At 58.8% G+C, this 26,794-nt stretch carries 25 protein-coding genes and 6 tRNA genes; 14 read left to right on the top strand and 17 right to left on the bottom strand.

What is annotated here, in order from left to right; all coding sequences use genetic code 11:
* The first annotated feature begins 267 nt into the window (after positions 1 to 267).
* From ABNP31_RS03390 to ABNP31_RS03380, 3 genes are all read left to right on the top strand, one after another.
* Positions 268 to 954 carry a hypothetical protein gene (locus ABNP31_RS03390; protein WP_350012994.1) on the top strand — a complete coding sequence of 229 codons (687 nt, stop codon included), beginning with the start codon at positions 268 to 270 and terminating at the stop codon, positions 952 to 954.
* A complete protein-coding gene (locus ABNP31_RS03385; RefSeq protein WP_350012993.1) occupies positions 955 to 1,908 on the top strand; it encodes a tyrosine-type recombinase/integrase in 954 nt (317 codons plus the stop codon).
* A gap of 347 nt (positions 1,909 to 2,255) precedes the next feature.
* On the top strand, positions 2,256 to 2,933 hold the full coding sequence (locus ABNP31_RS03380; protein WP_350012992.1) for a hypothetical protein: 678 nt from the start codon (positions 2,256 to 2,258) through the stop codon (positions 2,931 to 2,933).
* A 567-nt stretch (positions 2,934 to 3,500) separates the two neighbouring features.
* On the opposite strand, the gene ABNP31_RS03375 is transcribed toward ABNP31_RS03380, so the two are convergent.
* Positions 3,501 to 4,019, bottom strand: coding sequence for a hypothetical protein (locus tag ABNP31_RS03375; RefSeq protein ID WP_350012991.1), 519 nt, complete (start codon positions 4,017 to 4,019; stop codon positions 3,501 to 3,503).
* A 935-nt stretch (positions 4,020 to 4,954) separates the two neighbouring features.
* A complete protein-coding gene (locus tag ABNP31_RS03370; RefSeq protein WP_350012990.1) occupies positions 4,955 to 6,808 on the bottom strand; it encodes a hypothetical protein in 1,854 nt (617 codons plus the stop codon).
* 951 nt (positions 6,809 to 7,759) lie between these two features.
* Here ABNP31_RS03370 and ABNP31_RS03365 point away from each other — a divergent pair.
* Genes ABNP31_RS03365 through ABNP31_RS03355 form a run of 3 tightly spaced genes read left to right on the top strand, consistent with a single transcriptional unit; the run spans position 7,760 to position 9,421 of the window.
* A complete protein-coding gene (locus ABNP31_RS03365; protein WP_008091975.1) occupies positions 7,760 to 8,002 on the top strand; it encodes a hypothetical protein in 243 nt (80 codons plus the stop codon).
* The gene (locus tag ABNP31_RS03360; RefSeq protein WP_054881357.1) at positions 7,995 to 8,921 is read left to right on the top strand and encodes a site-specific integrase; all 927 of its coding nucleotides are present in this window, start codon (positions 7,995 to 7,997) and stop codon (positions 8,919 to 8,921) included. The genes ABNP31_RS03365 and ABNP31_RS03360 overlap by 8 nt, the downstream gene beginning before the upstream one ends.
* Positions 8,918 to 9,421, top strand: a complete 504-nt coding sequence (locus tag ABNP31_RS03355; RefSeq protein WP_054881356.1) for a hypothetical protein — start codon at positions 8,918 to 8,920, stop codon at positions 9,419 to 9,421. The genes ABNP31_RS03360 and ABNP31_RS03355 overlap by 4 nt, the downstream gene beginning before the upstream one ends.
* A gap of 158 nt (positions 9,422 to 9,579) precedes the next feature.
* Here ABNP31_RS03355 and ABNP31_RS03350 read toward each other — a convergent pair whose 3' ends face one another.
* From ABNP31_RS03350 to ABNP31_RS03325, 6 genes are all read right to left on the bottom strand, one after another.
* Positions 9,580 to 10,602, bottom strand: a complete 1,023-nt coding sequence (locus ABNP31_RS03350) for a replication initiator protein A (protein WP_350012989.1) — start codon at positions 10,600 to 10,602, stop codon at positions 9,580 to 9,582.
* The gene (locus ABNP31_RS03345; protein WP_082438022.1) at positions 10,602 to 10,805 is read right to left on the bottom strand and encodes a helix-turn-helix transcriptional regulator; all 204 of its coding nucleotides are present in this window, start codon (positions 10,803 to 10,805) and stop codon (positions 10,602 to 10,604) included. The genes ABNP31_RS03350 and ABNP31_RS03345 overlap by 1 nt, the downstream gene beginning before the upstream one ends.
* Positions 10,806 to 10,921: 116 nt before the next feature.
* Complete coding sequence (locus ABNP31_RS03340) at positions 10,922 to 11,668, bottom strand: hypothetical protein (RefSeq protein ID WP_350012988.1); 747 nt, start codon at positions 11,666 to 11,668, stop codon at positions 10,922 to 10,924.
* Positions 11,665 to 12,882, bottom strand: coding sequence for a tyrosine-type recombinase/integrase (locus tag ABNP31_RS03335; RefSeq protein WP_054881355.1), 1,218 nt, complete (start codon positions 12,880 to 12,882; stop codon positions 11,665 to 11,667). The genes ABNP31_RS03340 and ABNP31_RS03335 overlap by 4 nt, the downstream gene beginning before the upstream one ends.
* Positions 12,883 to 13,047: 165 nt before the next feature.
* Positions 13,048 to 13,123: transfer RNA gene (locus ABNP31_RS03330), tRNA-Thr, on the bottom strand.
* Between the two features lie 71 nt (positions 13,124 to 13,194).
* Entirely contained in the window at positions 13,195 to 13,605 is a 411-nt protein-coding gene (locus ABNP31_RS03325) for a pilin (protein ID WP_350012987.1), read from the bottom strand.
* Positions 13,606 to 13,821: 216 nt separating this feature from the next.
* Here ABNP31_RS03325 and ABNP31_RS03320 point away from each other — a divergent pair, with 216 nt between their 5' ends.
* From ABNP31_RS03320 to yacG, 4 genes are read left to right on the top strand one after another with little or no spacing between them, the layout of a single operon-like run.
* Positions 13,822 to 15,030: a type II secretion system F family protein gene (locus ABNP31_RS03320; protein WP_350012986.1), complete on the top strand. Its 1,209-nt coding sequence runs from the start codon at positions 13,822 to 13,824 to the stop codon at positions 15,028 to 15,030.
* A 2-nt stretch (positions 15,031 to 15,032) separates the two neighbouring features.
* Positions 15,033 to 15,899 carry a prepilin peptidase gene (locus tag ABNP31_RS03315; RefSeq protein WP_085665707.1) on the top strand — a complete coding sequence of 289 codons (867 nt, stop codon included), beginning with the start codon at positions 15,033 to 15,035 and terminating at the stop codon, positions 15,897 to 15,899.
* Positions 15,899 to 16,522 (top strand): dephospho-CoA kinase, encoded by a 624-nt coding sequence (gene coaE, locus ABNP31_RS03310; protein WP_075043664.1) that lies wholly within the window; start codon positions 15,899 to 15,901, stop codon positions 16,520 to 16,522. The genes ABNP31_RS03315 and coaE overlap by 1 nt, the downstream gene beginning before the upstream one ends.
* Positions 16,519 to 16,719 carry a DNA gyrase inhibitor YacG gene (gene yacG, locus ABNP31_RS03305; protein ID WP_003260624.1) on the top strand — a complete coding sequence of 67 codons (201 nt, stop codon included), beginning with the start codon at positions 16,519 to 16,521 and terminating at the stop codon, positions 16,717 to 16,719. Before coaE ends, yacG begins: the two co-directional genes overlap by 4 nt.
* 137 nt (positions 16,720 to 16,856) lie before the next feature.
* Here yacG and ABNP31_RS03300 read toward each other — a convergent pair whose 3' ends face one another.
* A complete protein-coding gene (locus ABNP31_RS03300) occupies positions 16,857 to 17,564 on the bottom strand; it encodes an energy-coupling factor ABC transporter permease (protein ID WP_085618693.1) in 708 nt (235 codons plus the stop codon).
* A 133-nt stretch (positions 17,565 to 17,697) separates the two neighbouring features.
* Here ABNP31_RS03300 and ABNP31_RS03295 point away from each other — a divergent pair, with 133 nt between their 5' ends.
* The 3 genes from ABNP31_RS03295 (at position 17,698) to ABNP31_RS03285 (ending at position 20,014) form a co-directional block, all read left to right on the top strand.
* Positions 17,698 to 18,327 (top strand): DUF1780 domain-containing protein, encoded by a 630-nt coding sequence (locus ABNP31_RS03295; RefSeq protein ID WP_013970766.1) that lies wholly within the window; start codon positions 17,698 to 17,700, stop codon positions 18,325 to 18,327.
* A 133-nt stretch (positions 18,328 to 18,460) separates the two neighbouring features.
* Positions 18,461 to 18,634, top strand: a complete 174-nt coding sequence (locus tag ABNP31_RS03290; protein ID WP_013970765.1) for a DUF3094 family protein — start codon at positions 18,461 to 18,463, stop codon at positions 18,632 to 18,634.
* 84 nt (positions 18,635 to 18,718) lie between these two features.
* The gene (locus ABNP31_RS03285; protein WP_025337608.1) at positions 18,719 to 20,014 is read left to right on the top strand and encodes an NAD(P)/FAD-dependent oxidoreductase; all 1,296 of its coding nucleotides are present in this window, start codon (positions 18,719 to 18,721) and stop codon (positions 20,012 to 20,014) included.
* A gap of 177 nt (positions 20,015 to 20,191) precedes the next feature.
* Here the strand turns inward: ABNP31_RS03285 and ABNP31_RS03280 are convergent.
* From ABNP31_RS03280 to rluD, 8 genes are all read right to left on the bottom strand, one after another.
* A tRNA-Lys gene (locus ABNP31_RS03280) sits at positions 20,192 to 20,267 on the bottom strand.
* 5 nt (positions 20,268 to 20,272) lie between these two features.
* Positions 20,273 to 20,349 (bottom strand) — tRNA-Pro (locus ABNP31_RS03275).
* A 47-nt stretch (positions 20,350 to 20,396) separates the two neighbouring features.
* Positions 20,397 to 20,472: transfer RNA gene (locus ABNP31_RS03270), tRNA-Lys, on the bottom strand.
* 6 nt (positions 20,473 to 20,478) lie between these two features.
* A tRNA-Pro gene (locus ABNP31_RS03265) sits at positions 20,479 to 20,555 on the bottom strand.
* Positions 20,556 to 20,559: 4 nt separating this feature from the next.
* A tRNA-Asn gene (locus ABNP31_RS03260) sits at positions 20,560 to 20,635 on the bottom strand.
* Between the two features lie 396 nt (positions 20,636 to 21,031).
* The gene (gene clpB / locus ABNP31_RS03255) at positions 21,032 to 23,596 is read right to left on the bottom strand and encodes an ATP-dependent chaperone ClpB (protein WP_025337607.1); all 2,565 of its coding nucleotides are present in this window, start codon (positions 23,594 to 23,596) and stop codon (positions 21,032 to 21,034) included.
* Positions 23,597 to 23,846: 250 nt separating this feature from the next.
* Positions 23,847 to 24,587, bottom strand: a complete 741-nt coding sequence (gene pgeF / locus ABNP31_RS03250; protein ID WP_085665710.1) for a peptidoglycan editing factor PgeF — start codon at positions 24,585 to 24,587, stop codon at positions 23,847 to 23,849.
* Positions 24,584 to 25,546, bottom strand: a complete 963-nt coding sequence (rluD, locus tag ABNP31_RS03245) for a 23S rRNA pseudouridine(1911/1915/1917) synthase RluD (RefSeq protein WP_025337605.1) — start codon at positions 25,544 to 25,546, stop codon at positions 24,584 to 24,586. Before rluD ends, pgeF begins: the two co-directional genes overlap by 4 nt.
* 147 nt (positions 25,547 to 25,693) lie before the next feature.
* On the opposite strand from rluD, the gene ABNP31_RS03240 reads away from it, so the two are divergent.
* Positions 25,694 to 26,713 (top strand): outer membrane protein assembly factor BamD, encoded by a 1,020-nt coding sequence (locus ABNP31_RS03240; protein WP_025337604.1) that lies wholly within the window; start codon positions 25,694 to 25,696, stop codon positions 26,711 to 26,713.
* Positions 26,714 to 26,794: the final 81 nt, after the last annotated feature.

The raw sequence follows: 26,794 nt of genomic DNA, 5'->3' as shown, positions 1-26,794 counted from the left end.
CATCAGCGTTCCCCAGCTTGGTCACCTGCTTGTTTGAACTACGGCGGCGCCGCAATCCAGAAAATCGTGCACTCCACATGGAATGCGCATAGGTCTACAGCTCGACACCTATGCTGAATCGCACCCGAGGGTGTAGATATAATTTATATCAGAACAAGGATAAGTCAAGGCGTTTTTTGACGAAGCTGTGCTGTGAAAGGTCAGCACAACCTGCGATAGCGAAACTGGTGATAAAATACGTTATCACCAATTCTGAAACAGGACGCTATGAGTAGCTCTGAGCCGTTCGAAATCCGCGATACCTACATCCGTGTCGATACCATGGCAGACACCTACGCAAGAATGGCGGAGCAAGCCTTTACGCTGTTTCTTGACGGCGCAGCGGATCCCAGTCCCCTGTTTTGCCCGCCTCACGATCCCACAGGTGCTATGGACCGCGAGGAACGAAAAGCCATAAACGGCATCAAGACCATCGTCTTTTCCGCGATGGCCATCGAGGCGGCTGTTTTTGACCTGGCTGCCATCCAGTTGGGCGACAAGGTGGCCACCGACTACCTGGACAAGATGGATCTGCTGGGTAAGTGGATGATTGTTCCCCGACTCATCTGCGGCCGTTCCCTTAAGGAGGAAGGTCCTGCGGTCAATGGCCTTAAGGGCCTGATCAAAGCGCGCAATGCTCTGGTGCACCATAAATCCAAGGAGTGGGACGAGGCGGGAAAGGCCGAACGAGCCATGAGGGACAGATGGGCCAGATTCGAAAAAGACCAAGTGCCCAACGCCTTCAAGACATTGGTTCTGCTTTCGCTCGAAGTCGACGCCGTACTGGAAGTTTTCCTGGGCGCACTTCCCTTCTATGGAAAAGAGATCTACACCGACTCACCGCGTCATCCTTGCGTGGAAGAAGTCGTGCAGCGTTGCCGCAACATCCACCAGAGAAACTGGGAGGCAGAGTAAATGTCGAAGCTTGTTATCCTGCCTGAACGCCGGCTGACCGCTGCCCAGTTTCAAACCCTGGCTGAGGTTCCGGCTGCGGTGGAGTGGTTTGCCAATATCGTTAACCCCCGCACCCGGCGTGCCTACCAGGGTGACCTTGAAGACTTCTGCGGCTTCGTAGGCTTAGCCGCGGCGGAGGAGTTCCGCGCCATCACCCGGGCACATGTCTTGGCCTGGCGTGCTCAGCTCGAGCAGCGTGGACTGGCCGGAGCGACCATCCGCCGCAAGCTAGCCGCGCTGGCCAGCCTGTTCGATCATCTGCTGGAGTGCAATGCTGTCGCCGGTGGCAATCCAGTACATGGGGTCAAGAGGCCCAAGATCGAAACGAATGAAGGGAAGACACCGGCTCTGGGAGACCACCAGGCTAAAGCGCTGCTGGATGCGCCATCGGCGGACTCGCTCAAGGGGCTACGAGATAGGGCCATTCTCGCTGTTCTGCTGTATCACGGCCTGCGTCGTGAGGAATGTGCGCAGCTGCAGCTGAGCGATCTGCAGGAGCGGAGAGGTATCAAGCACCTGCGGATTTTGGGCAAAGGTGGAAAGCTGCGTTTCTTGCCGCTGCATCCCGTGGCCGCCGAGCGAATCCATGCCTATTTAGAAAAGTCCGGTCATCACTTGCTCGAGCCCCAGGGGCCGCTGTTTGTACCGTTGCGGGGACGCTCGACCGGCACCGGCATTACAGCCAATGGCATCTACACCTTGGTAGGAAAATATGCGAAATGCGCCGGGATCGAGGTCGCGGGTTTGGGTGTGCATGGTCTGCGTGCGACCGCGGCCACAAATGCCCTGGAGCATGAAGCCGACATTGCTAAGGTCCAGGCTTGGCTGGGCCATGCCAACATCAGTACTACCCGGATCTACGACCGCCGTCAGCAGCGGCCAGAAGACTCCCCAACCTTCAAAGTGCGCTACTAGGTGTACCCATGAGCAAGAAAATCGAGGCCGAACCCATTTCGTGAAGCCCCTCTTCCCACACCCTACACCCTGCAGCACGGCGAGGACACTGAGCACGCCGAGTACACTCAGCACGCCGAGCACCAAAAAGCAAAAATAAAACTATGAAAATCAGTAGGTTGTAAGCTTTTTATGCGCGATATCGCGCAATTCGATTATCTGAACTAGGCTCATATAGTGCAATTGAGTAGCTTGTATCGTTCATTCATGCGCTTGGAGATGCGTGATATTAGCGCTCAATGACGGTTTGCCATCATCAGCCGATGTCGGGAAACTGAGCCCAACAGAAATCGAATGAGGGCTGCAAAATGGCCAACGCAAAACAATCAGCTAAACGCCGCTTAACGATGGCGGAGCGTGCCCAGCAATTAATGCAGGTGCACTTCCCCGACATGCCTGAAGCGTGGAAATGGACGCGCAAAACCCACGATGGTTTTAGCACGATTCCCCGGACACTGCCGATTGCCATGCAAGTCATCGATGCCGATTCGAAAGGACAGCCTGCCGGCCACGTGTTGTTTTGTCTATGGGCGCGTATGCCCGATCATCCGGTCATCACCATTGAGAATCCCAGCACATTTGCTGCTGAAGCGGGCTTTCTCGGAGAGCGGGCTGTGGATACCTGGCGTCGGCGGATGAAGAAGCTGCGAGAACTGCAGTTCATTGTTGCCAAGCCAGGTGCATCGGGCGAATTCCACTATGTGATGCTCACCAATCCGAACGCTGCGGTTGAGTGGATGCGCCATAACGGCAAAGTTCAGGACGGGCTGTATAGCCGGTTCATCGAGCGACTTCCCGAGATCGGTGCCTATGGCGATATCGAGGCGCTCCACGTCTACTGGGCCGCTCTCAAGGAAGCAGAGAAAGCTGCGGCCGCCGCCGCGGAAGCTGCGAAGCAGACGTCGAACACAACCGCGACACCTCCAGCGCCGCCAGCTCCATCCACCAAGCCCAAACGAACGAGGAGGTCTAAGGCTAGTGCTTAGGAGAGTCATGAGCATCGGATGCTTTTCCACCCACCTCGATGCCCTCAAAATGAAAGCTCCGGACCGGCTGAGGGACGAGTCTTGACCGGCTGGGGCTGTGGTGGTGCAAAGCTACAGTGAAGACCTGCAAGGGGAGGCCGTATGCGGATCGCCAGGAGAAGAGTCATGGGCATCGAGTGCTAATCCACCCACCTCGATGCCCTCAAAATGAAAGCCCCGGACCGGCTGAGGGTCGAGTCTTGACCGGCTGGGGCTGTGGTGGTGCAAGGCTAAGGCGAAGACCCGTAAGAGGAGGCCGTATGCGGATCGCCAGGAGAAGAGTCATGGGCATCGAGTGCTAATCCACCCACCTCGGTGCCTTCAGAAAGAAAAGCCCTGAACCAGCTGAGGGTCGAGTCTTAACTGGTCAGGGCTGTGGTGGTGCAAGGCTATGGGTGCTAGACCTCGCGAGGAGTCTAGCACTTCTTTATCCTGCTACGACAAGGGAGCGGCAATCCATAGTCAAGCCGGCCCATTTTACAATGCCTTAAATGCTCCTTTGCCTGCTGCAGCGCGACACTTAGCCTGTCAGCGAGCTACGCTATCTTTTCTCAAACAAGCACCGGACTCCCCGACCTTGCTTGCAGCTCTCAGAGTTGTTAAGAAATCTCGCTCGATGACCTTCCCGTCTCGAACGCTGGTGAACGTTGCTTTTTTCATCCAGAGATGATCTTTCCTGCTCTTGTTCGGCACGACTGTGAGCTCGATTTCCACTGCCGGGCTTCCTGAAAACACTCCGGAAACCTCAGGTTTAGTGAAACGGAAAGTCAGCTCATTATCGTCTGTTGCAGCCACGCTCTGTTCGCTGGTGAGAGGAGCTCCCAGCTTCGCAGCGATAGGGAATCTGGCCGAGTACAGGGCTTTACCGTCGTGGACCTGCTTGGTGATATCCAGAAGATATTGCTCGCGATCCGAGGCGCTAGTCGGGGTCGCGCACTCTTCTCCCTCCGCAGCGAAGTATTTCCCCTCAAAGGCATAATCGCTCTGCCAGCACCCGGCAAGGGAGGCGGATGCCATGGCCAGCATCACCAGTTTCCATTTTTTCACACAGCACACCCCTTGATAACAATTTGCCATTGTCACCACTCCCCCTGTCTTGAGCCACCAGATGTGCCTAAGGCGTTGAGCTCCTTCACAAAAAGTTGGGCACGAAACTCGTCCAGGCTCAAAAGGGCTGGCATCCAGTAGAGTCGGATGACCGGCCCTTCCGACGCCACAAATATCCGTCGTCTCGCTGACAGTCTCCAACTCCAGGAAGGAAACATTGCAGATAGAACAGCAAGATCCTTCATATCGGCATACATCATGGCTTGCCCTCATCATTTCCTTCCCGGAGCTCAATCCACTCGGCAATGGCCCATAAGCCCACTCCCAAAATTGCCAACCCGATTACCAGCCAAGGAGGTACTAATCGATTCGTTCCCAGCCAATACCCTCCCCCAGCGCATACAACCGTGATCAAAAAGGACTTCATGCTTACCTCCACTCTCAGTAGAGGGTGAAGCAAAACACCGCTTGGCATGGTGTCATCGAGCCCCGGGAAAAAATGCTCACTACCCCAAGTGGGAATCGAGGAATTCTTGGCGGATCTCATAGGCAAGCCGAGGTGTATTAGCAGTACCCCAAAGCACGAGAGTGTGCGCCGATGATTCTCAGTGGTTTTTCGGAGATTTTCGCTGGGTAATCACTGGTGTGGCGCAGGCTTGCTTGAGTCTCGCGGCGCCATGCCAGTGGCCGGGCGCAGTATCGGAGACTCATCTCAGAGGAACCTTATAGGTGACTCACTGGTACGGCTGTTGCGAGCTTCTGCGGCTCACTTCTGTGGCAAGGCAAAAGCGGTGCCCCCCAATTGACTTGTTAGGGCGCCGCGAATATAGCCGTTGGCTTCTTTCGGAAATGGAGGGCTTGTGCAGATGAGCCTCGCAAGTAGCGACGTCATCACCTGCACCAGGGCGGTCAGCGCCGCCCCCCTTGCCCAAACTCTAACGTCTGGCTTTTGGTGGGTTCAGCGATTTTACACCACGGCTACCAGGCCGAAATGTAGGAATCGAGCTAGGCCCAACTGGGTTGGCTGATGGTGGCATGGATGGAGGGGTGGCTTTACCCGGCTGAGCTTTAGAACCACTCCGTCCAGCGGTGGCCGCTCCCGCTACGCTAGCGATTCGAGAGCCCAGCATGGCAAAGCCAACCGCTTTCATACCTAAGCGTCCTACATCGCTGGCAGTTGCCACAGCGCCGGACAAGCTACCAGCCAAACCTCCCAATGATACACCTAGCATACTCGACGTGATCCAGGTGGAAATGCCCAGTGACACAGCTGCAATAGCTGACATCAACCCACGGAGACCGTCATAGTCCGCCCCGACGCCTGACCACCCACTAGCAGCCCCTGCTTGGGCAACCGCAACAGCAGCCACAGTCTGGGACACCGCAACAGTGATCATCTGTGCGGTCATAACGGAGATGACCGGCAGCATCAGCAGCGACAGCCAATTGGTCAACATCCTACCGCCCCTGAGAGGTGCGAGCATCAAAAAGAACGGCGCGAGGAGTAACACAATCCAAAACAACCAGGCTGACATGATCACATAACCAGGTAACAGCGTTTGCAGATCAAGCCACCCGCTGAAGTTCTTCCACATCTGAGCCGCGGCTAAGAAGCTTCCAGCAACCTCACTATCCCCACGAGAGAGGCCCGTCGTTTTCTGCAATGAACCAGCCATGAATCGCTGCCAAGCTGTCGCTGTACTTACAGCCCCCACCTCAGCGCTTACTCGCTGCCCACTTGCTATAACCGCACCCGACTCGCGCAACGCCTGATACGCCTGCTCAGCGCCCATCTGGGCAATTTTGTATGCCTCGATGCAGCTGGTGGGTCGAAACATTATTCCTTGATCGTCGCCGACGATAGCCGACTCCTGCCCTGGCACTGTGCTGATCGACAAGTAAGACGGCGTGGCTTGAGATTCCCCTGCAAGTTTGGCGGCCCAATGCGCTTGCGTTGGCAGCGCATAGCGGTCCCCCATGAACGGCCCGGCAGCTTCAAGAGCACGAATACCGGCCTCACGACGCGACTGGATAGCTCTCTGGTCAAGCACCTGACCCAAACTAGTCCGGGCAGCCCCGCCGCCTAACAGATAAGCTCCCCAACCGCCATTTTCTTCGGCTGAACCGAAAACATACGTCCACGCGCCGCCAATAGCCGTGCGTGCTTGTGCTATCACGCCGACTTCTTCATCCGGTATCCCCAAGCCACCACCGCCGAGCAGCCCGATAGCCTGCAAAGCTTCCACTTTAGCCGCGTGCTCGGGACCGGCAAGCTCAGCCGGCGCCGGGGCACAACTGGCGTTGTAATCTCTAATCAGCCGGGCCAAATCACTGCCGGCAAACACTTCGGCTGATCGACCTACCATGTTGTCAATCGCGGACTGCGCAGGGACGATTGTCCCGGCTACTGTTTGATCACTCAGGACCTGATCAAAAGCCTCTCTGTAGATTTTGTGAATCGTCATCACGAAACTGAGCGGCACCGCCTGAGCTTCGACCAGCCGGACCGTTGCTCCGCTTGGAAGAGTCACTGTCACGGGTCTCATGCCGTACGCCACAACCAGGAAAATCATAATTCCTGACAACACCGTACGCGCAGCTCCTTGCCCCACGCGCAATGCAACGAGCAGCATCCATCCAAATCCAACCGCAACGATAAGCGCGTTGCTGGTTTCGTTGAATGCGACAAATAGCGGCTCGGTGGCAGTCAGGATCGTCAACGCAACGTTTTCCCACAGCCCGAATACCCAATTGAATCCGGCGAAATCCTCAGCCGTGCCAATGCTCATCAGGCCGCCCGCCGACAGATGATCCAACTACGCAGAGCCAAGCCACACCGGACAGCCCAAAGGAACACCCAGAGGACACCGAAGACCGCGCCCAACAGAATGAAATACTGCGCAGTCGGAGCGGCTAGGAGGCTTCCGGTGAGCTGGACCGCATCATATTGGGCGAGTACGAGTTTCCCATATGGTGGAAAAATTGATGCGGCGATCAGATGCAGAACGCAAAGAACGGGGCCAAGGAGCAATCCCAGCCGACCCGCCCACCTGGTAAGGAATGGCATACGCATCTGAACCCAGTCCAAGAAAATTGCGATTTTCATCGTCACATCACTCCAGTGATAAAGGATACGTATCGATCCTATGAATCCACTGGCTGCGGTTCTACCGAACCCTATGTAGTTACTGCTACTGGTTCTGCTCGCGCCCCTTGCCCGCTATGTAACGCTCCTAAACGTCGCGCCACATAGCGGGCACCATCGAACGGTTTGATTTCGCGCAACAAATACAACGCAGCGCAGTTGCGTTGTTTGCCCTCCCCCATTTTCGTAAGCTGATCACGAACCAAACCGCACTGCCCGGCAGTCTCGTTACCCATGTGATTCATGGGTTGGGACAGTGGCAGGGGGCTCGGCCTGCGTCATCGCGGGCATTGGCCCATCGGCCACACTTGCGTCATCGCGTGTGTGCCCGGCCCAACGCCGACTACATATCGGGACCATCAACGACCAATCACTTGAGGAGAGAAGACAACCCAACATGGTCAGCCAGACCCAATGGCAGCCGAACCTGAGCGGACAATCAGGAACTCACTCGGAGAATCCGAGTAGGCGTGAACAGTCCCCGCCTGCATCTCATGCTAAGGGGGGCGAACAGGCACACAACGAACCATCTACGGATGGTGTGTCGCTGAACCGGCAACGGTCAGGAGTTCTTACACCTGATAGAGAGAATCCCATGAGCGAATTCGATGCGCAGAGCATTACTGCACGCCTCAAGGCCGAATCTAGGATTCGGAGAAAACCCCGAACCTATGCCCAACGTCGCTCATTGCTGGATAACTATAAGTACGAGCTGTTGCAGCTTGATTCCGCAGGCTGCAATGGCACTGAACTGCAACGCTGGATAGCGGAAAAAGGTATCAAGATTCAGCGTTCTACAGTGCACCGATGGCTACATCGGAATCGCCTGAGTGGCTAAGTTTGCCAAGCCTACAAAGCAAGCTGCATCCGTGATGAAAAAGCTCCAGGGCACCCACATTCGATCCGTGGGCACTGTCCGTAACTACGAGCAGCGGTTGGTACGCATCACCGCCTACCTACAGCAGCATCGCTTAGGCAGCCTCCGCGAAATGACCCCTGATAGCGCGATTAGCTACCTTCAGCAAAGAGCGACGACCGTGGGTCAGAAAACACTCGATATGGAGCGTCAGGCTCTCCAGGCCATGATGCAGCACGTCACCCTACAACTGCCGCTAGGCCGGTCTCTAGAAGTAATTAAAAGCAGCGCGACCGCTCGCCCCAGCACGAAGCAGCACCCGACTTTGGGTCGCCGTCTGGCCAACCAAACACGAGCCTATAACCGCGAGCAGATGACACTGATCGCCTCTCGGCAAGCTCCTCACAACTCGCTTGCGACAGAGATTGCATATGCAGCGGGTCTCCGTGCTCATGAATTGCTGAGTCTCCAAAGAACTCATCGCCGTGTAGCGGATGAACGTCCAGCGCACGGGATGAAGTTTGCTGGAATTCGGGAAACGACCATCAGCTACACGGTCCACGGCAAGGGTGGCCTGGTCCGCGAGGTGCGCATCCCAATACCTCTGGCTCAACGCTTGGAAAGGAGCCGGTTGGCAACGCCACGGGTCGTAAAGGATCGCGGTATCAGCTACCAGCAATTCTATGCAATTGGCGGCGGCCAGCCATGGAGCAAAAGCGTTAGCGCTGCATCGAAGGAAGCTCTCGGTTGGTCAAATGGTGCCCACGGGTTACGGCACACGTACGCTCAAGAGCGAATGGCTTCGCTACAACGTCACCTCACACGGAAACAAGCGTTGGAGGTCGTTTCTCAAGAACTTGGTCACTTCCGGGCCGAAATTACCGAGGTCTACCTGCGTTGAGCACTACCATCGATCCAACCCTGATTCACAGCAGCTTTCTCTTCGTTTTAGGTACGTCACTAACCCTAATAGTTGTGCTCAGCCTCCTACTTTTCGAGAGCAAAAAAGCGAGAGTGAGAACTGAAATCTTACTGGACGCCAGCGCTCAGCGACAGCTAGCGCTGCACAAAGAACAAGGCGAAGCAATTGAAGCTCTCGAACAGCTACACCTTGAACGCTTGGCTGAAGCTGCAACGCATCATCGACATGAGATAGCTAGCCTCATGCAGATCTTCGGTGTTGCAGAGCAAGAGCGAGACATCGCGATTAAGGCCGCATCTGACGATCAGAGACAGCTCAAGTTGATGCAGGACCGCATCGCTTACCTGAACGTGCTCATCGAGACTTGGGCTACGGGCGACGATGCGACGGCCGCAGTGGTGAGGCAAGCCCTGAAAAGGGATCGTAATCTCAGCTCATGGTCAGCGATCAGCACTCAGTTGCAAAGCAGCGATTTATAGGGTTTTTGAAGGATTCAAAGCTTTAGACCTGGAAAGGCTTATAAATCCCTTATTTTTCAATAGCATAAGAATATCAGGAGTGTGCAATCGACGGGGATTAGTGGGTAATCGACGGAAGCTGGTGTGCAATGGACGGAAGGTGGTGGGTAATGGACGGGTTATCCACAGCCCGAATCCCACCCCCGTCGTGTCATGAGCAGTTGCGGACCGGATTGTCCTGCCTCCTCGTGCAATTCATACTCTGGGAGGTTATTCAACTTAATAAGATTTCTCAAAGATCGACAAAACTCCTTAAATCGAGTAATACCGCTTCGCTCATATATCGTTCGGAATCCCCACCGAGCCTTGTCATTCCCCGCCGCACGTCGAGCCAAACGATAAACAAAGCGCCCTAGAGCGGACTCGATAAGAAAAAACTCTGGACTCACAGTCAGAACTGCAGATCTTGGACTGCGAGTCACCTGCGAATAGATCCAATTAGGCACTTCAATCTCAACGCGATCTACTCTACCGATGCCTGTGACGGAAAGCACACGGTAGCCACTAATCAAACTCTCACTTTTCACCTCACGCATTATGAGCTTCCCTTTATGCACAGTACGAGAAAACACGCTTTTGACTACAGTGCCTTTCAAACGATCCAATGCTGATTCAACTCTTTCCGACTGACCACCACCATCGCCGCGCTGGCTAAACTTAAGCACATCCGAGACATGCATTGTAAAAATACGACCCGGCATTGCCCCACGGCCATTTTTAAAGCGATTCATTGACTCGGTCAAATGCGATACCAGCATCAGCACAATATCGTAGTCCCAGATCGTTGCCATTCCATCCGGTCCAGCTTTCACCTCGACATAGCCATCCACCAAGTTATACCTGATAACTTCACCAGCACGCTTTTCCTTTTTGGACATGCGAAACAACGCAACATCCATAAAATGCCGACAATCTTTTATCGCAATACCGTCAGCTGTTATAAAACAATCAACCAACTCAACCTCTTCCTCATTTTTACTTGCGACAATTTCACGACGTCTAGCATTTAACTCCTGCCATGATTCACCTGGACGCGCTTGATCTTGGATTCGCTTTCCATTAAGCCTAGCCTCAGCTTGCGCCCAAGATTCACCTGGACGAGCCTCCCTTACGATACGCGCATGATCGGATGACAAATGCATCACCCCTGCGACGCTTTAATTTTCTCAGCGATCCACGCATTCACATGCTCCGCTGGCCATGCCACAGAGTTCGCCCCTAGTGAGATACCCGGAGGAAACTCACCGGCTCGAATCAAGCGGTAGATCTGAGATTTGCTCAGCCCCACAAGGGCACATACTCCCGGCAGGCGAAGCAACAATGGTGAGACAGACTGATTAGCCATCTAGGGCCCTCCTGAGGCCGGATTGGATGGCTAGGCATTCAATGGCACCACAGTAGAGGAGTCATGAGGAACCTCAAATTCTCATAGGGTTCCTCAAGATTTTCGCTAAGGATAAGTCACGCCTTTGTATCCGACTTGGACTGGATACCCATATATTTTCGCATGGTTCCATGATATGAAGGCATGTCAACTCCAGCCTCCTCCGCGAGAGCTATCAAGGTAGAGCACACATCAGAGTTCTTACGCGGCGGGCTACTGAGCGTACAGGCATAACGCTTGATATTACTTGAGCTAACCTTATCATCATAATTAGTCGGCAACTCACGATGAGCCTTATCAACTGCCTTTATTATATCAACCAGACCATTTACAATCTTGATGACAGTACCCAACTCCTGCTCATTGAGTCCGCCATTTCTCCTATCCTTAGCTTTCTCAGCTAAATTAGTACTTAACAGAAAATCTGGACTTTCAAACCCTGCATTAAAAATCCACTCTACTAAGACTGACCCTGAAAAACAAACTACGCTATCAGGAACATCTATCGACCGCTGCGCCTCCTCACAATAACAGCTTAGTTTATTTTTATCACCCTTGCTCGGCGAGCAAAAAAGCTCGTAGAAATACTTGCTTAACTCCTGAAAATAGATCACATGAGTTCTGGGGGATCGGTCATGACTTCCAAAACAACCCACCCAAAAAACATCATTAACCGAATTGGGAAGAAATCGATTTACACCGTACTCAACATATAATCTCTCAATCAGTTCATACAGCGCGTATGCAGCTTCTTTCGGGCTAATTTTGTGGAATCGAGCGTATCTCGGCACCAGATCACACAGGCGCATAAAATCATCACTCACTGTGCACTCTCTCTTCCTTTAATAGAAATCTCGGCAGCCCCACATGACAAAGCATCTAAATGGTTGGCATACCACTGAAGCATTTCACGACGCCCTTCAAGGTACTGAGCGTGATTATAGGTTCCTCGAATACTGTTCTTGTCCACATGCGCCAGTTGGGTTTCCACCCACTCGCTGCGGTACCCCTGCTCATGCAGGGTGGTAGACATTGTGTGACGGAACCCATGCCCTGTGGCTCTGCCGTCGTAACCCGAGCGTTTCAACAGCTGATTGATGGCGGCCTCGCTCATCGGCTTAGCGGGGTCATTCCGACCAGGAAATGCGAGCGTGTAGCCACCGGTGATGCTTTCTAGCTCACGCAGTGCAGACACAGCTTGTTTCGGCAGAGGAACTAGATGGGCCCGGCGCATTTTCATCCGCTGAGCCGGAATCGTCCAAAGGGCATTTTCGAGGTCAAACTCAGACCACGGCGCCCCTCTGAGCTCAGCAGTCCGTACACCCGTGAGAATTAGCAAACGGGTAGCAATTTTCACCACGTCATGACCTGGGCACGCCTGGAAGCCTCGAATCAGATCTGGGATTTCAGCGATAGGAAGGAAGGGATAATGCCGGGAGGTAGGCGTTTGAAGTGCCCCTCCGATATCTGCGATGGGGTTGTATTCGACCCTGCCCGTGGCAATTGCAAAGCGGTACACCTCTTGGCAGCGCTGTCGAACCTTGCGTAGCTTTTCCAAAGCCCCACGTGACTCTATGCGGCGGAAGACCTGTAACCACTGCATAGGCTTGATCTCAGACAGGGGCAAGCTTCCAACCTGCGGAAAGATGTCCAGCTCAAAAGCCTCGATGACGTCAGTCGCATACCCTTCTGACCAGCGTGCAGATTTATGCTGATGCCACTCCAATGCGAGATTTTTGAAGGTATTGGCACGAGAAATTGCCGCCTGGGCCCGAGCGACCTTTCTCTCAAGGCCTGGATGCCGCCCCTGGGAAACCAGCTGGCGTGCATCAAACGCAAGCTGGCGAGCCTGCGCCAACGTAACGTTGTCGATAGTGCCCAAAGAAATGTGTGACTGCTTACCGTCCAGCCTGAAACGGAAGCGCCAAGACTTACCGCCGGCGGCTCGAATCCAGAGGAATAAGCCACCTCCGTCAGCAAGGCCAAAATCCTTTTCGCGGGGTGCAGCGTTCTTCACTTGCAGCGCTGTCAAAGGCATCCGAGTACCCATAGATTATTGAACAGCGCAAAGGTACTCGCAGGGGTACTCAGATAGCAAGGGCTGGGATGGGATCGGATGGCACCGCATGAAACAGAAAGCCCGCACTAGGCGGGCTTCTGAGGGGTTTCATGCGACTGCTTGGCACTGCATGAATCTATTGACTGGTGCCGGAGACAGGAATCGAACCTGCGACCTTCGCGTTACGAGTGCGCTGCTCTACCGACTGAGCTACACCGGCGTGTAGCGCAACGTACCACTGCTCGCACCCGTTACGCAAACCCCTGTTTCCGCTAGTTTATTGCCCCACCCTCAAGGCGCCTTGCACCCCTTCGGCGCCAGGTCTTCCTCGATGTTGGTCGTACACGCCCACCCAGTAGCCGAACGCGTCAGGGTCAGTGCCTTGCCGAGCACAGTGGCCGGCGCATCCACCAGCGTGCACACGATGCTCCCGGTGCCATCCGCCGCCTTGCCGCTAGCCGTGATCGCACAGTGCGCCGTCGCCGGCTGGCCACCCAGCGCGGCCGCATCCCCCACGTCCTTCCCATCATTCAACCGCAGGTCCATCGCCGTCTTCAGCGCGCTGATCTCCAGCAACCCGGCCGCGGCCTTGGAGCGTGACTGGTGGTTGGTGTACATCGGTAAGGCGATGGTCGCCAGAATGCCGATGATCGCGACGACGATCATCAGTTCGATCAGGGTGATACCGCGTTGCCCTTTCATGAACGTTTTCCTTTTTGATACGCGTACTCGTTGAGGTCAGGCTCGACCCCGGCTGGCAGCGGCGCAGTAGGCCTGAACAGACACCTTTTGTCACCCCTGCCCGCTCGGGCGTCGTCTTCGCTGAACTACTCTAGTGAGCATCTCGGAAGCACGCCCTCGCATGGGCGCGGCAAGCTGTTTCCAGGCTTGTCGCACGGGCAGAAAAAGGACCTTTGCATGACCCAATCCACACTCCTCTACACCTGGCACGGCACTGACGCCAACGGCACGCCGGTCAGCGGGCAAACGTCCGGGCGCAGCCCGGCCTATGTGCGTGCCGGGCTTATCCGCCAGGGCATCAAGGTCGCCAGTTTGCGGCCTGCCGGCGGACTGCAGTTCAGTTTGCCGAAACGGCGGGCAAAGGCTGACCCGGCGGGGTTCAGCCGGCAGTTGGCGACCTTGCTCAAGGCCGGGGTGCCGCTGCTGCAGGCGTTCGAGGTAATGGGGCGCAGTGGCTGTGATGGGGCGCAGGCGGCATTGCTGGATAGATTGAAACAGGATGTGGCCTCGGGCCTGGGGCTGGCGGATGCGTTGCAGCGCCACCCGGGCTGGTTCGATGCGCTGTACTGCAACCTGGTGCGGGTGGGTGAGCAGTCCGGCACGCTCGACCGGCAGCTGGAACAGCTGGCGGGCATGCTAGAGCAGCGTCGGGTGCTGCACAAGAAGGTGCGCAAGGCGATGATCTACCCGCTGCTGCTGTTGCTGACGGGGCTGGGGGTGTCGGCGATCTTGTTGCTGGAAGTGATTCCGAAATTCGAGAGCATGTTCTCTGGCATGGGCGTGGCGTTGCCGGCATTTACCCAATGGGTGATCGACTTGTCCACAGGGCTGAGCCGCTTTGCGCCGCTGTTGCTGGTGATGGGTGTGGTGCTGGGTGTTGCCATGCGCCAGCTCTACCGGCAGCACGCGCCAGCACGCCTGTGGATATCTCGCCGAGTGCTGGGTTTGCCGGTGTTCGGCACGCTGCTGGGGCAGGCGGCGCTGGCGCGCTTTGCGCGCAGCCTGGCAACGTCCTACTCCGCCGGGGTGCCGTTGCTGGATGCGCTGGGCACGGTGGCCAGGGTCAGTGGTGGCGACCTGCATGAACAGGCGGTGTTGCGGCTGCGCCAGGGCATGGCCAATGGGCAGGGGCTGCACCAGGCGATGGCCGCTGAGCCGCTGTTTCCGCCGCTGCTGGTGCAACTGACGGCCATCGGGGAGTCCAGCGGCACGCTGGACCAGATGCTGGAAAAAGCCGCCAGCCATTACGAGGAACAGGTCAGCCAGGCGCTGGACCAGTTGACCAGCCTGCTGGAGCCGGCCATCGTGCTGGTCCTGGGCTTGCTGGTGGGCGGCCTGGTGGTGGCGATGTACCTGCCGATCTTCCAGTTGGGTAGCTTGATCTGAACATGACTTTATGGACTTTGCTGGCTGAGCAGCCGGCGTACTTTCTCACCCTGGCCACGGTGCTCGGCCTGCTGGTGGGCAGTTTTCTCAATGTGCTGGTGTACCGCCTGCCGATCATGCTGGAGCGGCAATGGCAGCGTGAGGCGCAGGAAATGCTGGAGTTGCCGATCACGCCGCACGAGCGTTTCGACCTGTGGCTACCCGCCTCGCGCTGCCCGCATTGTGCGCATCGGATTCGCGCATGGGAGAACATTCCGGTCATCAGCTACCTGGTCCTGCGCGGGCGTTGTTCAGCCTGCAAAACCCGCATCAGCCCGCGCTACCCATTGGTGGAGTTAGCCAGCGCGCTGCTGTCGCTGGTGGTGGCCTGGCGCTTTGGTGCTTCGCCCGAGGCCTTGCTGGCGCTGCCGCTGACCTGGTGCCTGCTGGCCCTGAGCCTGATCGATGCCGAGCACCAGTTGCTTCCGGATGCGCTGGTGTTGCCGATGCTGTGGCTGGGGCTGATCGTCAACGCCTTCGGCCTCTACGTCCCGCTGACCAGTGCGTTGTGGGGCGCGGTGGCCGGGTACCTCAGCCTGTGGACGGTGTACTGGGTGTTCAAGCTGGTTACCGGCAAGGAGGGCATGGGCTATGGCGACTTCAAGCTGATGGCGCTGATCGGGGCCTGGGGTGGCTGGCAGGTGTTGCCGTTGACCCTGCTGCTGTCGTCGGTGGTCGGGGCGCTGGCTGGGCTGTGCCTGTTGCGCTTGCGCCGCCATGCCATGGGCACGGCGATCCCGTTTGGCCCCTATCTGGCGATTGCGGGGTGGATTGCCGTGCTCTGGGGTGATGAAATATACGCCTCATACACAAACCTGCTTGGATTCTGATGACCACTGCGGCCTTTACCCCCTGGATTCTCGGCCTGACCGGCGGCATTGGTAGCGGCAAGAGCGCCGCTGCCGAGCGTTTCGTCGAGCTTGGCGTGCATCTGGTCGATGCCGACCAGGCGGCGCGTTGGGTTGTCGAGCCTGGCCGACCCGCCCTGGCCAGCATCGTCGAGCGCTTCGGCGCCGGCGTGCTGCAGGCGGACGGTCAACTCGATCGTGCCGCCCTGCGCCAGCTGATCTTCGCCGACCCGGCGCAGCGCAAATGGCTGGAGCAATTGCTGCACCCGTTGATCGGGCAGGAGATTTTCAGCTACCTGGCCAAGGCGGAGTCGCCGTATGCGGTGTATGTGTCGCCGCTGCTGATCGAGTCGGGCCAGTACCAGAAGACCCAGCGGGTGCTGGTGATCGATGCGCCGCAGGAGCTGCAGGTGGCGCGTACCCTGGCGCGTGACAACACCAGCGCCGAGCAGGTGCAGGCCATTCTCAAGGCCCAGCTGGCCCGCGAGGAGCGCCTGCGCCATGCCGATGATGTGGTGGTCAATGACGGCGACCTGGCCGCGCTGCATCAGCAGATTGACCGCCTGCACCACTTTTACCTGACTTTACGAGGAGGCCAGCCATGAGCCAGCCATTGACCGTCGATTGCCCGACCTGTGGCGCACCTGTGGAATGGAACGAGAAAAGCCCGTTCCGGCCGTTCTGTTCGGACCGTTGCAAGCTGATCGACCTGGGCGCCTGGGCGGCGGAGGAGCACAAGATTCCGGGGGCGGAAGAGTCCGAGGATGAGCTGTACTCGGGGGACCTGGAGCCGCGGCATTGATCCGATAGCCAAGTTGTCCTTCAGGGGCCCTTTCGCGGGTGAACCCGCTCCCACAAGGACCTCGCTGTTCTTAAGGCTGTTGCAATACCTGTGGGAGCGGGTTCACCCGCGAAAGGGCCAGTACAGCCACCAGAGAATCAACGATCATCCTCCTTCCACGGCGCCTGCAGATACCGCGTCCGGTTGAAGGTTTCCAGCCACTCCGGGCAAAACACCACCAGCGCGCTGATCACCGTGCCGTTGATGAACGCTTCGGGGAACATCATCAGCCACAGGTAGCCGACAAAATCGCTGAGCCACTCCGGCATGGCGAAGCGCCCGTCCAGCCACAACAGCCCCAGCGCAGCCGACAGGCAGGCCAGCACGGTCAATGCCGCCGGAAAGAACCCTGAACAGAAGATATACACAAACAGGTTCCGCGGCTGGGCGCGCTCGACCCCTATCGCGCACGCCTCGGCTATCAGCACCGGCAGGCCAACCAGCAACAAGCCATTCACCCCCAGCGCCGCCAGGTCCTGGCGCCCCAGCGCCAGCAAGCCGAGCTGGGCCATAAACCCGCCCAGCACCGCCAGTGGCCAGTCCAGCAACAGCGTGACCGCCGTCATGCCAATGAAGTGGTACGACACCCCTGTATCGAAATCGCGCCGCACCAACCACAAGGCAAACAGGCAGAACACCGTGCCAAACAGCAGATGCTGGCGGCGCCGGTCAGTGAACAGCTCAACCCAGCGCACCTGGCTGACCGCCCAGATCAGCAACGGCACGTATCCCAGCCAGCCAAGCGTAAGGGTGGTGCCCGACAACACCTGCGCGCTGATCACCTGACGAATGCCCCTTGCAGCCATGTGGATAAAGCCGAGTCTACACCCATTCTCGGTTTCATCTGGCAGGGGTAGCGCAACCGTGCGCCGGTACCGGGCTGATTCCTGCGCACAAACAGCATCTTATCGTCATCGATTAGCGGCTAAGCTTGTCTGCATGGATGACTCAGACTACCTGCGCCTGCTTACCATCCAGGCGGAACAAGCCAATGCCTTTCTCTCCAACGCCCGCAAGTGGGAGCGGGAGCGTTGGGTGTGCCAACGCCTGTTGCAGGGGCTGAACATCCCCTACCGCAGCGAGGACTTCACACCGGCCGGGCAAGAACCGCCAGATGTGCTGTTCCGTGACGCGGCGTTCGAGGTGTTTTTCGTGCTCGACGAGGGCCGCCGGCTCAACGATGAATGGCGCGAAGAACTGCAGCGCCGGCGCAGTGCATTCTCCCTGGCGCAGCTTGTACGCCGCGAGGCGCGCCCGCGGCGCATCAGTGCCACCGAGCTGCTGGGGCGGCTGGCGCCGACCTTGCGCAAGAAGGCGCACAACTACCGGGAACGCGGGCTGGAGCTGAACGAGCTGGACATCATTGCCTTCGCCAGCCTCAAGCGCGAAGTGCTCGACCTCAACACTCACTTCCCGCCGCCCACCGAATACCTGCGCCAGGGTTGGCGCTCGCTGTCGCTGGTCGGGCCGACCTTTGCCCGGGTGCTGTTCGCCCACCCCGACGCGCCCGACTTCCTGCGCGGCAACCTGGGCCGCAGCATTGTGTTCGACGTGGGCATCAGTCTTTGATCCAGTGCAGCGAATGTTTGCGATGGCGTACACTCGGCGCCAGAGATAGAAAGCATTATCATTTGTTTCAAGCGCTTGCGTGAACGCTGTAGCGTTTACGCAGTCACAAACGTCTACCTGACGAGGCCCTACCATGACCAGCCGCCTGAATCCGGAAGATCAGCGTCGTGTCGATGAGTATCTGCGAGCCCCCCAGCACCAAGTCGAGCGCAGGCCCTTCCGGCCGTGGCTGCTCCTTGTGCTGGTGGTGGCCGTGACCATCGGGTTGGGTCTCATCAGCCGCCTGCTCAGTGGACTGGTGCTATGAGCTGCTTCGCGCTCGCCCTCCCCTCGTGCAGTTTGCGGCCGGCCCCCGGGGCCACGAATTCCGTAAACCTTATGAGATATCCCCATGACTCATCGCATCGTGATTGTCGGCGGCGGCGCCGGCGGCCTGGAACTGGCGACCCGCCTGGGTAAAAGCCTGGGCAAGCGCAAGCAGGCCGAGATCACCCTGGTCGACGCCAACCTCACGCACATCTGGAAGCCCCTGCTGCACGAAGTGGCCGCCGGCTCGCTGAACTCCTCGGAAGACGAACTGAACTACGTGGCCCAGGCCAAGTGGAACCACTTCAACTTCCAGCTGGGGCGCATGAGCGGCCTGGACCGTGAAGGCAAACAGATTCAACTGGCCGCCACCCTCGACGAAGAGGGCCGCGAGCTGCTGCCTGCGCGCACCCTGGGCTACGACACCCTGGTCATTGCCGTGGGTTCCAACACCAACGACTTCGGCACCCTGGGCGCGGCGCAGCACTGCCTGTTCCTCGACACCCGCAAGCAGGCCGAGCGCTTCCACCAGCAGTTGCTCAACCACTACCTGCGTGCCCATGCCGGTGACGTGGCGAGCGAGAAGATCAGCGTGGCCATCGTCGGCGCCGGTGCCACCGGTGTGGAACTGGCCGCCGAGCTGCATCACGCTGCCCACGAACTGGCGGCCTATGGCCTGGACCGCATCCAGCCCAAGGACATGCACATCACCATTATCGAGGCGGGCCCGCGCGTGTTGCCGGCACTGCCAGAGCGCATCAGCGTGCCGGTGCACAAGACCCTGGAAAAGCTCGGGGTGAAGGTGATGACCAATGCCGCCGTCAGTGAAGTGACCGAGGATGGCTTGAAAACCAAGGACGGTGAAGTGATCCAGGCCAGCCTGAAGGTGTGGGCGGCCGGTATCCGTGCGCCGGGTTTCCTCAAGGACATCGATGGCCTGGAAACCAACCGCATCAACCAGCTGGTGGTGCGCCCTACCCTGCAGACCACGCGCGACGACAATATCTTTGCCTTCGGTGACTGCGCCGCCTGCCCGCAACCGGGTAGCGACCGCAACGTGCCGCCACGTGCCCAGGCGGCGCACCAGCAGGCTTCGATGCTGGCGCAGAGTTTGAAGGCGCGGCTGGAGAACAAGGCGCTGCCGACCTATGAGTACAAGGACTACGGTTCGCTGGTGTCGCTGTCGCGCTTCTCGGCGGTGGGCAACCTGATGGGTAACCTGATGGGCAGCGTGAAGCTGGAGGGTTGGCTGGCGCGGATGTTCTACGTGTCGCTGTACCGGATGCACCAGATGGCGTTGTACGGGTTCTTCCGTACGGCGTTGATGATGCTGGGTAGCAAGATTGGCCGGGGTACCGAGCCGCGCCTGAAACTGCACTGACAGACACCAGCATGCCCTGTGGGAGCGGGTTTACCCGCGAATGCGATGGTGAACCTGCTGCCGCATTCGCGGGTGAACCCGCTCCCACACAGGGCTGTGTAGGCCCAAGAGCGCATTCTTGTGGGATAAATTCAACGCAAAAAAAAGGGCATCTCATGCGAGATGCCCTTTTTTTCATGGTGGGTCGTGTAGGATTCGAACCTACGACCAATTGGTTAAAAGCCAACTGCTCTACCAACTGAGCTAACGACCCGGAAATGGTCGGGGTGAGGGGATTCGAACTCCTGACATCCTGCTCCCAAAGCAGGCGCGCTACCGGACTGCGCTACACCCCGTGATACTTAAAGAAAAAGGGCATCTCGCTTGAGATGCCCTTTTTACATGGTGGGTCGTGTAGGATTCGAACCTACGACCAATTGGTTAAAAGCCAACTGCTCTACCAACTGAGCTAACGACCCGGAAAATGGTCGGGGTGAGGGGATTCGAACTCCTGACATCCTGCTCCCAAAGCAGGCGCGCTACCGGACTGCGCTACACCCCGAGATTGGCTCCGCGACCTGGACTCGAACCAGGGACCCAATGATTAACAGTCATTTGCTCTACCGACTGAGCTATCGCGGAACTGAACTTCGGTACATCTTTACAGCTTCGAAGCTTGTGTTAGCTTCGGTCTCTTTGGCTACCCGCTTTCGCGTTGTCGCTGCTGAGGCCGGCTATTCTACATTCTTCGTTTTGCTTGTCAACCACTTTTTTTCATTCAACTTACTGATTTGTAAGTTGTTTTGCGGTCACCGATGTTGCTGGTGATTCGCTTAGTGCCTGACAACGCGGCGTATATTAGGGGCACTCGTTTTTAGATGCAAGCAAAAATTTCAAAAATTTCAGCTAGTTATCCAGGAAGCCGGAAAGGCCCGGATTTGCTGGGGCTGTACCGGCCTCTTCGCGGGTAAACCCGCTCCCACAGGTACTGCACAGGCAAAAAAAGCCCCGCAGATGCGGGGCTCATGGTGAAACAGATCAGCCGAAGACGATTTCGTCGCCTTCCACCTTGGCGGTAATCGCCGTCCCCGGCATGAACTTGCCTGCCAGGATCAACTGCGCCAACGGGTTTTCGATCCAGCGCTGGATGGCCCGCTTCAGCGGCCGTGCGCCATACACCGGGTCGTAACCCACGGCAATCAGCTTGTCCAACGCCTCCGGGCTCAAGCTCAGCGACAGTTCGCGCTCCAGCAGGCGGCTGCGCAGGCGGCCCAGCTGGATTTCGGTAATGCCGGCAATCTGCTCGCGGCCCAGTGGCTCGAACACCACCACTTCGTCGATACGGTTGATGAACTCCGGACGGAAGTGCGAACCCACCGCATCCATCACCGCCGCACGCTGTGCCTCGCGGTCACCCACCAGTTCCTGGATCTGCGCCGAGCCCAGGTTGGAGGTCATCACGATCACGGTGTTGCGGAAGTCCACGGTGCGCCCGTGGCTGTCGGTCAGGCGGCCGTCTTCCAGCACCTGCAGCAGCACGTTGAACACATCCGGGTGGGCCTTCTCCACCTCGTCCAGTAGCACCACCGAGTATGGCTTGCGCCGTACCGCCTCGGTCAGGTAACCGCCCTCTTCATACCCTACATAGCCTGGTGGGGCACCGATCAGGCGAGCCACGGAATGCTTCTCCATGAACTCGGACATGTCGATGCGCACCATCGCCTCTTCGGTGTCGAACAGGAACTCGGCCAGCGCCTTGCACAGCTCGGTCTTGCCCACCCCGGTCGGGCCAAGGAACAGGAACGAGCCACTCGGCCGGTTCGGGTCGGACAGCCCGGCACGCGAACGGCGCACGGCGTTGGCCACCGCGGTTACCGCCTCGCCCTGGCCGATCACGCGCTGGTGCAGCAGCTCTTCCATCTTCAGCAGCTTTTCACGCTCGCCTTCGAGCATCTTGGCCACCGGGATACCGGTCCACTTCGACACCACCTCGGCAATTTCTTCCTCGGTGACCTTGTTGCGCAGCAACTGGTTTTCGGTCTTGCCGTGCTGGTCGACCATCTGCAGGCTGCGCTCCAGGTCCGGGATCACCCCGTACTGCAGCTCGGCCATGCGGCTCAGGTCGCCTTTGCGACGGGCGGTCTCCAGCTCCTGGCGGGCCTGCTCGATCTTTTGCTGGATCTGCGCCGAGCCCTGCACCTCAGCCTTCTCGGAGGCCCAGATTTCTTCCAGGTCGGCGTACTCACGCTCCAGCCGGTCGATTTCCTCGGTCAGCTTCTCCAGGCGTTTTTTCGCCGCTTCGTCCTCTTCCTTCTTCAGCGCCTGCGATTCCACCTTCAGCTGGATCAGGCGACGGTCGAGGCGGTCGAGCACTTCCGGCTTGGAGTCGATCTCCATACGGATGCGGCTGGCCGCTTCGTCGATCAGGTCGATGGCCTTGTCCGGCAGCTGGCGGTCGGTGATGTAGCGGTGGCTGAGCTTGGCCGCAGCAATGATGGCGCCGTCGGTGATGGCCACCTTGTGGTGCACTTCATAGCGCTCCTTCAGGCCACGCAGAATGGCGATGGTGTCTTCCTCGCTCGGCTCCTCGACCAGCACCTTCTGGAAGCGGCGCTCCAGGGCCGCGTCCTTCTCGATGAACTGGCGGTACTCGTTCAGCGTGGTCGCGCCAACGCAGTGCAGCTCGCCACGGGCCAGGGCCGGCTTGAGCATGTTGCCGGCATCCATGGCGCCCTCGCCTTTGCCGGCGCCGACCATGGTGTGCAGTTCATCGATGAACAGGATGATCTGGCCTTCCTGCTTGGACAGCTCGTTCAGCAGGCCTTTGAGGCGCTCTTCGAACTCGCCGCGGTACTTGGCACCGGCAATCAGCGCGCCCATGTCCAGCGCCAGCAGGCGTTTGCCCTTGAGGCCGTCGGGCACTTCACCATTGATGATGCGCTGGGCCAGGCCTTCGGCGATGGCGGTCTTGCCTACGCCAGGCTCACCGATCAGCACCGGGTTGTTCTTGGTACGGCGTTGCAGTACCTGCACGGTACGGCGAATTTCGTCGTCACGGCCGATCACCGGGTCCAGCTTGCCTTCTTCGGCACGCTTGGTCAGGTCGACGGTGTACTTGTCCAGCGCCTGGCGCGATTCCTCGGCGTTGGCGTCGTTGACGGCCGCGCCGCCGCGCAGGTTGTTGATGGCATTTTCCAGGGCCTTCTTGGTCACGCCCTGGCTCAACAACAGCTTGCCTAGCTTGCTGTTCTCGTCCATGGCGGCCAGCAGCACCAGCTCGCTGGAAATGAACTGGTCGCCCTTCTGCTGGGCCAGGCGGTCGGCCTGGTTGAGCAGGCGCGCCAGGTCCTGCGACATGTTCACGTCGCCGGTGGGGTTCTGGATTTTCGGCAGCTGGTCGAGTTCTTTCACCAGCGCCTGGCGCAGGCTGTTGATGTCGAAGCCTACCTGCATCAGCAGCGGCTTGATCGAACCGCCCTGCTGCTCGAGCAGTGCCTGCAACAGGTGCACGGGCTCGATGGCAGGGTGGTCCATGCCAACGGCCAGGGATTGGGCATCGGATATTGCAAGCTGCAGCTTGCTGGTCAAACGGTCTATTCGCATGGGGTACCTTCCTTTAAAGGGCAGGTCGGAGCGATGGACAGCGCCTGTTTATGAAGAAACCTGCCTGAGATGACCTTATAGATAAGGCTGATTCTGGAAGATTCAAGCGTAGCGGGGTTGACCGGGGTCAACCTGTTGGATTAGTGCTGGGCCATTCGCGGGTAAACCCGCTCCCACAAGTACTGCTCCGCTCTCAGGGTCTGTGATTATCCTGTGGGAGCGGGTTCACCCGCGAAGAGGCCGGTGCAGGCTAGCGCGGCTCCAGCCACACCAGGGAAGCAAAGCGCCCACCCTGCGGGGTACGGCGATAGGAGAAGAACCGCTCATCGCTGACCGTGCACAAGCCACCGCCATGAACGGCAGTCACCCCACGCGCCGCCAAACGAATACGCGCCAGCTCATAGATGTCGGCCATCAACTTGCCCGGCCGGGCACCATCGACAAAGGCCCTGGCCGCTTCCGGGTGCACAGCCGTAAAGGCATCACGCACCTCCAGCCCCACTTCGAACGCCTGCGGGCCAATCGCCGGCCCCAACCACACCAGCACCTCTTCGGGCGGCAGTGCCAGGCGATCCAAGGTGGCCTCCAGCACACCACCGGCAAGCCCGCGCCAGCCAGCATGCGCCGCGGCCACGCGGGTACCGGCCCGGTCGCAGAACAGCGCAGGCAGGCAATCGGCAGTCATCACGGTGCAGGCAATGCCAGGCTGGTCGGTCCAGCTGGCGTCGGCCTCGGCCACCACGGCCGGGTCGGCATCCGCCACCACCAGCCCATGCACCTGCTTGAGCCAGGCCGGCTGGATGGCGAATTCGTCGCTCAGGCGACGACGGTTCTCGGCCACCGCGGCAGGGTCGTCCCCTACATGGTCGCCAAGGTTGAAGGTTTCATAGGGCGGCAGGCTGATGCCGCCCTGGCGGGTGGTGACACAGGCGCGCACCGAGGCCGGGGCCGGCCAGTCGGGGAACAGCAGCGACTGCGTCAGGCCACTCATCCGACAAAGCTCTCGCGGTCCTGGTTCAGCAGCGACAGCAACCAGACGAAGTCATCCGGCAGCGGCGATTCCCACTTCATGACTTCACCGGTAATCGGGTGGGCCAATGCCAGGAAGCGCGCATGCAGTGCCTGGCGCGGGAAGGTTTTCACCGCCTCGACCATGGTCGGGCTGGCTGCCGGCGGAATGCGGAAGCGCCCGCCGTAGGTCTGGTCGCCGACCAACGGGAAGCCAACGTGAGCCATGTGCACGCGAATCTGGTGGGTACGGCCGGTTTCCAGCTTGACCCGCACGTGGGTGTGCGAGCGGAAGCGCTTGAGTACACGGTAGTGGCTGACCGCCGGCTTGCCGCCGTCGGTGACCGCCATGCGCTGGCGCATGCCGCCGTGGCGGCCGATCGGGGCATCGATCTTGCCGCCGGCAGTGACCACGCCAATCACGATGCACTCGTAGATGCGGCTGACCTTGCGCGCCTGCATCTGCTCGACCAGCCGGGTCTGCGCCTGCAAGGTCTTGGCCACCACCATCAGACCGGTGGTGTCCTTGTCCAGGCGGTGGACGATACCGGCGCGCGGTACGTTGACGATGTCAGGCACGTGGTGCAGCAGTGCATTGAGCAAAGTCCCGCTGGCATGCCCGGCGGCCGGGTGCACAACCAGCCCGGCAGGCTTGTTGATCACCATGATATGGTCGTCTTCGTAGACGATATCCAGCTCGATATCTTCGGCGACCCACTCGCCCTGGGCCTCTTGCTCGGCCTCCAGGACAAGTTGCGAGCCACCATAGACGAGGTCTCGAGGGCGCACCACGGCACCATCGACCGTCAGGCGGCCTTCTTTGATCCACGAAGTCAGCCGGGAACGCGAGTACTCGGCGAACAATTGGGCGGCGACCTGGTCGAGGCGTTGACCGCCCAGTTCGGACGGGACCTCTGCGCTAAGTTGAATGATCTCGGACATGCTCGATTCGGCGGGCGCACAGCCTTTGGTTTCGGCTGCGAGCTTGTGGTTAAATACGACTTCTTTTGTCCCGGGGTTGGCCGGGGCGCTCATCATAACAGGACGGCACCGCCCAAGACAGCGGCCGTCAAAGGGACGCAAGCCGCCATGCAAGTGAAACACCTGCTGCTGATCGCCATCCTCGGGCTCACCGCGGCCTGTTCCTCCAATAAAGAAGTGATTGACGAGAACCTCAGCGAGGCCGAGCTGTATCAGCAGGCGCAAGCTGACCTGGACAACTCCAGCTACACCAGCGCCGTGAACAAGCTCAAGGCCCTGGAGTCGCGCTACCCGTTCGGCCGCTATGCCGACCAGGCGCAGCTCGAGCTGATCTACGCCAACTACAAGAACTCCGAGCCCGAGGCTGCCAAGTCGGCTGCCGAGCGCTTCATCCGCCTGCACCCGCAGCACCCGAACGTCGACTATGCCTACTACCTCAAGGGCCTGACCTCGTTCGACCAGGACCGTGGCCTGGTGGCGCGCTTCCTGCCGCTGGACATGACCAAGCGTGACCCGGGTGCTGCCCGCGACTCGTACAACGAGTTCGCCCAGCTGACCAGCCGCTTCCCCAACAGCCGCTACGCGCCCGACGCCAAGCAGCGCATGATCTACCTGCGCAACCTGCTGGCCTCGTACGAAATCCACGTGGCCGACTACTACCTGAGCCGCCAGGCCTATGTAGCCGCCGCCAACCGTGGCCGCTACGTGGTGGAGAACTTCCAGGAAACCCCATCGGTCGGCGACGGCTTGGCGGTGATGGTCGAGGCGTACCAGAAGATGCACCTGGACGAACTGGCCGCCACCAGCCTGGAAACCCTCAAGCTCAACTACCCGGACCACCCGAGCCTGGCAGATGGCGAGTTCCAGCCAAAGCAGACCGAGTCTGACGGCCGCGGCTGGCTGTCCAAGGCGACCTTGGGCCTGATCGAAACCGAAACCCCGCTGCCGCCGGGTGAAACCCGCGCCAACCAGGACGTGGTCAAGCAGTTCCAGGACGCACGTGACGAGATGCCACGTGAGTTGCTGCCAACTGACGAAAACGGTGACCCGATCGTGCCGGAAGGGCCGAAGGAAGCCGAGAAAGACCGCTCCTGGTTCAGCTACATGACCTTTGGTCTGTTCGACTGATACGCAGCGGTACATGAAAGGGAGGCCTTGGGCCTCCCTTTTTTATTGGCCGCGTCCTAGACTGTCGGCTTCTTCAACCGA

Origin of the sequence: Pseudomonas asiatica, assembly GCF_040214835.1 — a bacterium.
GTDB classification, from domain to species: domain Bacteria; phylum Pseudomonadota; class Gammaproteobacteria; order Pseudomonadales; family Pseudomonadaceae; genus Aquipseudomonas; species Aquipseudomonas putida_Z.
This window is presented reverse-complemented; position numbering and strand designations above follow the sequence as displayed.